This window comes from Streptomyces calidiresistens (assembly GCF_014141525.1).
Classification (GTDB): domain Bacteria; phylum Actinomycetota; class Actinomycetes; order Streptomycetales; family Streptomycetaceae; genus Streptomyces; species Streptomyces calidiresistens.
Genome location: NZ_VKHS01000289.1, coordinates 1 through 6,145, shown reverse-complemented (window position 1 = coordinate 6,145; position 6,145 = coordinate 1). Strand labels below are relative to the sequence as shown.

The following is a 6,145-nucleotide window of genomic DNA, read 5'->3' as shown; positions in this document are numbered from 1 at the left end:
CGGTGGGGCGGTCGGCGGTCATCGGTCCTCCCCGGCGGGGTTCGGGTCGACGGTGCCCGGCGTGACGGTGAGCGGACGTCCGGTGAGGGCGAGGAAGGCGTCGTCCAGACCCGGCCGCTCCTCGCGGGTCTCCACCGTGACGACCCCGGCGCGGACCAGGGCCGCGCCCACCGTCCGGAGCGGGTCCCCCTCCCCCGTGACGGTCAGCCGTTCACCGGTGACCTCCACCGAGGAGATGCCCGGCAGCCGCTCCAGCGTCGTGACCGTCCCCGGGTCGAGCGGTTCGGCTGTGCGCCAGCGCACCCGCCGGCCGGGACAGGTCCGCTCCACCAGCCCGGCCGGGGTGTCCCGGGCGACCACCCGGCCCCGGTCGAGCACCACCACCCGGTCGCAGAGCCGGTCGACCTCCTCCATCAGGTGGCTCACCAGCAACACGGTGGTGCCGTCCGCCCGCAGCCGTTCGACCAGTGCCCACACCTCGCGGCGGGCGCGCGGGTCCAGGCCGGTGGTCAGCTCGTCCAGCAGCGCCACCCGGGGCGCGCCGATCAGGGCCACCGCGATCGACAACCGCTGGGCCTGCCCGCCGGAGAGCTTCTCGAACCGGGTGGCGGCCTGTTCCTCCAGTCCCAGCGCGGCGATCATCCGATCGGGGTCGTGACCGTCGGGGTGGAGGGAGCGGTGCAGGCGCACCAGTTCCCGGACGGTCAGCGAGGAGTGCAGGGCGCTCGCCTGCAACTGCGCGCCGAGCACCCGGCGCAGCCGCGCGCGGTCCCGGCGCGGGTCGAGGTCGAGCACCCGCACCCTCCCCCGGTGGGGCGCGCGCAGGCCCGCCACCGTCTCCACGACCGTGGTCTTGCCCGCTCCGTTGGGTCCCAGGAGTCCGACGATCTCCCCCCGGTCGACGGTCAGGTCGATGTCGTCCGCGGCCGTCCTCGTCCCGTACCGGACGGTCAGGTCGCGGACCTCGATGGCGTGCACGGCTCCTCCTCGTCGGGCCTCCGGGGTTCCCGGGGCCCCGACGACCGCGAGGGGCCGCCGGGATTCCCCGTGGCCTCCATGCTGGTCCGCGACCCCCGCCCTCCGCCCGTGCCGATGGTCGTGATCACCACCCATGACTTCCGGCACGGGTGGGGGGCGGCCGGGCTTCCTACGATGGGGGGATGCGGCGGGTGGAGGCGACGGTGTGGGAGGGCCTGGTCGGCCCGGTGGTCTGCCTGGCCGTGGGCACCCCGGTGCTGATCGGCCTGGCGCGCGGCGCGGTGTCCGTCACCGGCCCGTCCTGGCTGTGGGCGCTCCTGCTGCTCGGCTTCCTGACCGCGATGGTGTTGTGCACCTGGCGTGCGGAGCACCTCGGCCCCCGGGTCGCCCGGCGGATCCTGATCGCCCAGGTGGCGCTCGGCTCGACCCTGGTGCTCACCGCTCCCGACGCGGGGTGGACCCCGATCCTGCTGGTGTTCACCTCGGCGGTCGCGGGTTATCTGGTGTCCCTCCGGGGCGTCGCGGCGATCATCGCCGCGCACACCGTCGTGGTCACGCTCGCGGTGGTGCTCACCGGCAGCTCTCCGGCGGAGGCGGCGATGGTGGCGCTGCTGTACCTGTTGTTGCAGGTGGGCGCCGTGTTGGGGGTGACGGCCCACCGCCGGGAGCTGGAGGCCCACGAGCGGCTGGCCGTCGCCCACGCCGAGCTGCGCGCCACCGGCGCCCTGCTGGAGGAGGCGGGCCGCACCGACGAACGGTTGCGGATCGCCCGTGAGCTGCACGACCTGCTGGGTCACCAGCTCACCGTGCTGACCCTGGAACTGGAGGTGGCCTCCCACCACGCGTCGCCCCCGGCGGAGGAACACGTGCGACGGGCCCGCGCCACGGCCCGGGAGCTGCTGGGCGACGTGCGGGCGACCGTGGGGGAGCTGCGGCGCCGCGCCCCCGACCTGCGGCACGCCCTGGAGGCGGTGGCGGCGAAGCTGCCCGAACCGGCCGTGCACCTGCGCGTCGACGACGCGGTGCGGACGGACGAGGCCCGCACCGCCGTGCTGATCCGCTGCTTCCAGGAGGTGGTCACCAACACCATCCGCCACTCCGGGGCGAGCCGGCTGTGGGTGGACGTCACCGACGACGGACACGGCGGGGTGGTCTTCACGGCCCGGGACGACGGCCGGGCGCACGGTCCGGTGGTGCCGGGCCACGGCCTGCGGGGGCTGACCGAGCGGGTGGAGGAGTTGGGCGGCCGGACCCGGTTCACCGCCGACCGGGGCTTCCGCGTGGTGGCGGAGGTGCCGGCCCCGTGATCCGGGTGTGCGTGGTGGACGACCAGACCCTGGTGCGCCAGGGCATCCGGAGCCTGCTGGGGCTGGCCGACGGCGTCGAGGTGGTCGCCGAGGCGGGGGACGGTCGATCCGCGGTGGCGGCGATCCGGGAGCACGCCCCGGACGTGGTCCTGCTGGATCTGCGGATGCCGGGCCGGGACGGCATCGGCACCCTGGAGGACCTGCGGGAGCTGGGCATCGACGTGCCGGTGCTGGTGCTGACCACCTTCGACGACGACGAGTTGGTGCTGGGGGCGCTGCGCGCGGGGGCCCGCGGGTACCTGCTGAAGGACGTCACCCTGGAGCAGCTCGTGGGCGCGGTGCGGACGTTGGCCGGGGGCGGGACGCTGATCCGGCCGGCGATCACCGAGCGGTTGCTGCGCACGGTGCGCGAGGGGGAGGCGCCGGCGCCGGTCGGGGAGAACGTCTCGGCGCCGGTGGAGCGGCTGACCGGCCGCGAGGTGGAGGTGTTGCGGCTGCTCGCCGGCGGCTACAGCAACCGGGAGATCGCCGACGTCCTCTTCCTGGCGGAGGGAACGGTCAAGAACCACGTCTCGGCGGTGCTGCTCAAGCTGGGCACCCGGGACCGCACGAAGGCGGTGCTGCGGGCCCTGCACCACGGCCTGTTGGACTGAGCGCCGCGCCCCGGGGCCGGCGCCCGGGTCACGGAAATCCGGTGGTGCCGGTGGGGCCCCGGTGGTGGAATGCGCGCATGGACCACGCCGGGGTGCTGCGCCTGTTCGACCGCCGGATGCGGCGTGACGCCCCGCCGGATCACGCCGGCGTGCGGGTCGAGCGCGCGGGGAAGGTGGTCCGGTGGACCGGCGGGCCGGACGACTGGAACGGCGTCGTGTGGTCCGACCTCGACGCCGCGGAGGCGGACGCCGCGATCGCCGAACAGGTGCGGCACCACGACACGCTCGGCGTCGGATTCGAATGGAAGACCTACTCGCACGACACCCCCGCCGACCTCGGCGAGCGCCTGCTGCGCGCCGGGTTCACGGCCGGGGAACCCGAAAGCCTGATGGCCGCCGAGGTCCCCCGGATCGCCGGGGTCGCCGGGCCGACCGGTGCGGGCGGAGGCGTCGAACGCCCCGACGCCCTGCGGATCGCGGACGTCACCGACGAGGCGGGCATCGACCTCGCGGTGGAGGTGCACGAGGCCGCGTTCGGCACCGACGGCGGACGGTTGCGCGCCCAACTGCTCCGGCGGTTCGCGCACGCCCCCGACGACCTCGTGGTGACCCTGGTCATGGCCGGTGACCGGCCCGTCGGCGCGGCCCGGATCGAGTTCGCCCCGGGCAGGGACTTCGCCGGTCTGTGGGGTGGCGGCGTCGTCGGGGGGTTCCGCGGTCGCGGCCTGTACCGGGACATGGTGGCGCACCGGGCCCGCCTGGCGGCCGCCAGGGGGGTACGCCTGCTCCTGGTCGACGCGCTGCCGACGAGTGCCCCGATCCTCCGCCGGCTCGGCTTCGAGCGGCTGGGCACCACGACGCCCTATCTGCGCGCGCCCCGGAACGTCTCCGGGCGGCCCTCCGGGCACCCCACCCCCCGGGGCCCGGCTCCGGACCCCGGACCGACACCGCTGTTCGGCCCGCACGGATGAGCCGGCCCCGGCCCGTCGAGGGGAACGACGGACCGGGACCGGCGATCGGGGGGAGCGCCCCGGACGGGTCCCCGTCAGGGCAGGTGGACCCAGTGCGCCTCGGAGAAGGCGCCGGAGCCGTCGACGACGAAGAGCATGTACCAGCCGGGCGGGGTCAGCGAGCGGTCCCCGGGGATGTCGAGGGTCAGCTCGTCGCCCTCCGCCGCCGTGATCTCCACGGCGATCGAGCGCTGTTCGACGTCGGTGGTGTGGGTGACGGCGCTGGGCCGGATCAGGCGGGCGGCCTCGATCCGCTCGGCGTCCGGCACCCGGAAGACGGCCTCGGCGCCGCGGGCCGGGTCGCGGGGGCCGTCCTCGATGACCGGCCGCCCGCCCGCACCGTCCTTGCCCGCGGCCTCGGCGCGGTGCAGGGCCGGCGGGGTGTAGACCTCCACCCGCTGCTCGAAGCGGCCCATCCGGGTGTTGTCGGCGTCGGCGAACAGCGGGTCGGAGCCGAAGGTGGCCACCCGTCCGTCGGGTAGCAGCAGCGCCTCGGCGTGGTAGTTGCGCGGCACGGTGGGGTCGGCGGCGGGTTGGAAGGTGTCGGTCGCCGGGTCGTAGAACTGCGCCTTGAGCACGTCGCTCTTCCCGCGGCCCCGGTAGTCCTCCGAACCGCCGGTGGTGAAGACGGTGTCGTCCGGCATGATCACGCTGTTGAGGTAGCGGGTGCCCTGCGGGAGTTCGGCGGCGTCGCGGTAGCGGGGCTCCGGCTCGGTGAGGTCGATGACGGCGGTGCGGGGCGTGGAGTCCTCGGACTCGCCGACCCCGCCGCCGCCGAGCACCATGAACCGCTGCTCCTGGGCGGGCGGCAGCAGCAGGGAGGCGGAGGTCTCCAGCTGGTCGGCGTCGCGCAGGCCGCCGACCTCGGTGAAGGTGTTGGTCTCCAGGTCCCAGATGCCGGGCTCGCGCCCCTCGTCGGCCGGCCCGTACCCGGCGTTGGAGCCGGTGTAGAAGATCTTCCCGCCCTGCGCGAGGAACAGCGCGGGGTAGGTGGGGAAGTACCGCTCGGGTCCCTCCTGCCAGGTCTGCGTCTCCGGGTCGTAGATCTCGTTGATGCCGGGGACGACCTGGCCGATGTCGTCCAGGCCGGAGACGGTGAGCACCCGGCCGTCGGGGAGGGTGGTGAGGGTGGGGTACCAGCGGGCCTCGGCCATGGGGGCGACCGGGATGTACCGCTCGGCGACGGGGTCGAACTCGTAGGCCGCCTTGATGCCGTGGAAGTCCTGGTCGTCCAGGGTCAGGGCCTCGGCCAGGCCGTAGACGTTCCGGGCGTCCTCGCCGGTGAGCCCGTCCACGGAGTACTGGGCGGGCTCCTCGGTGACCGAACCCTCGCCCTCCTCCACCGCCACGACGAAGACCCGCACCTCGCTCGCGGTGACCTCGACGACGGTGGTCTCCTCCGCGTCCTCGCCGGTACCGCGGGCCTCGACCCGTTCCTCCTTCTCCGCGGGCGGGAGGGTGAACTCGATCTCGGTCCGGTAGGCGACCCCGTCGGGGGAGCGGAAGACCGTGCCGGCGGGGAATGTGTGCTCCCGGTCGGGATCCTCGTTCTTGACGATCATGGCGCCGCCGGCATGGGTCACCTGGTCGCCGAGGAGTTCGTAGCGGGCGGTGCCGCCGGCGACCAGCAGGCGGCCGTCGGCGAGTTGGGAGTGGCCCGCGCAGAACAGGTCGTCGGGGGTCTCGACCGCGGTCCAGGTGTTGTCCGAGGGGTCCCACAGGACGGTCTCGAAGGTGCCGGCGTCGAACTCCTCCTGGCTGTTGCCGGAGCCGGCGATCAGCATCACCTTGCCGGTGTGCAGCAGCGCGGCGTGGATGGCGTTGGTGCGGTACCGCTCGGGGACGTCCACCAGCGCCCAGGATCCGTATTCGGCCCGGTACTCGGGCCTGGATATGCGGTAGTCGTGCAGGCGGTCCTGGGTGAAGCCGATGGCGGCCGGCATGTTCATACCGGCCAGCACCAGGGTGACCCCGGTGCCGAGGACGGTCTTGCGGAGGCGGGCACCGGGACGTGTGGTCCGGCGGCTCGTGGTGCTCATGGTGCGTCAACTCCCACGGGTCGTGCGTCCGGGGGGAGGGCTTGTGAACCGATGCACAAGCACGGTGCGCGAGCCCGACCGTCCCGACGTGTCCGCGTCGCGGGCGCCCCGTCCGTTCCCACCGGGAGTCTCCCTTGGACCCGAAGACCGTCGCCGCC

General features: G+C 74.4%; 5 protein-coding genes. 3 read left to right on the top strand and 2 right to left on the bottom strand.

Annotation, left to right across the window (positions count from 1 at the left end):
• Nucleotides 1–18: 18 nt before the first annotated feature.
• Nucleotides 19–978 (bottom strand): ABC transporter ATP-binding protein, encoded by a 960-nt coding sequence (locus tag FOE67_RS13535; RefSeq protein ID WP_323384886.1) that lies wholly within the window; start codon nucleotides 976–978, stop codon nucleotides 19–21.
• Nucleotides 979–1,160: 182 nt separating this feature from the next.
• Between FOE67_RS13535 and FOE67_RS29295 the strand changes: the two genes are divergently transcribed.
• The 3 genes from FOE67_RS29295 to FOE67_RS13520 all read left to right on the top strand — a co-directional run bounded on the left by FOE67_RS29295 (nucleotide 1,161) and on the right by FOE67_RS13520 (nucleotide 3,909).
• Complete coding sequence (locus FOE67_RS29295; RefSeq protein WP_182663984.1) at nucleotides 1,161–2,285, top strand: sensor histidine kinase; 1,125 nt, start codon at nucleotides 1,161–1,163, stop codon at nucleotides 2,283–2,285.
• On the top strand, nucleotides 2,282–2,938 hold the full coding sequence (locus FOE67_RS13525; RefSeq protein ID WP_182663982.1) for a response regulator: 657 nt from the start codon (nucleotides 2,282–2,284) through the stop codon (nucleotides 2,936–2,938). Before FOE67_RS29295 ends, FOE67_RS13525 begins: the two co-directional genes overlap by 4 nt.
• 77 nt (nucleotides 2,939–3,015) lie before the next feature.
• A complete protein-coding gene (locus FOE67_RS13520) occupies nucleotides 3,016–3,909 on the top strand; it encodes a GNAT family N-acetyltransferase (RefSeq protein ID WP_228473850.1) in 894 nt (297 codons plus the stop codon).
• Between the two features lie 74 nt (nucleotides 3,910–3,983).
• Here FOE67_RS13520 and glxA read toward each other — a convergent pair whose 3' ends face one another.
• Nucleotides 3,984–5,987: a radical copper oxidase GlxA gene (glxA, locus tag FOE67_RS13515; protein ID WP_182663980.1), complete on the bottom strand. Its 2,004-nt coding sequence runs from the start codon at nucleotides 5,985–5,987 to the stop codon at nucleotides 3,984–3,986.
• Nucleotides 5,988–6,145: the final 158 nt, after the last annotated feature.

Coding starts and splice junctions, on each gene's coding strand:
- glxA (WP_182663980.1), bottom strand. CDS start 5,987: ATGAGCACCACGAGCCGCCGGACCACACGTCCCGGTGCCCGCCTCCGC.
- FOE67_RS13520 (WP_228473850.1), top strand. CDS start 3,016: ATGGACCACGCCGGGGTGCTGCGCCTGTTCGACCGCCGGATGCGGCGT.
- FOE67_RS29295 (WP_182663984.1), top strand. CDS start 1,161: ATGCGGCGGGTGGAGGCGACGGTGTGGGAGGGCCTGGTCGGCCCGGTG.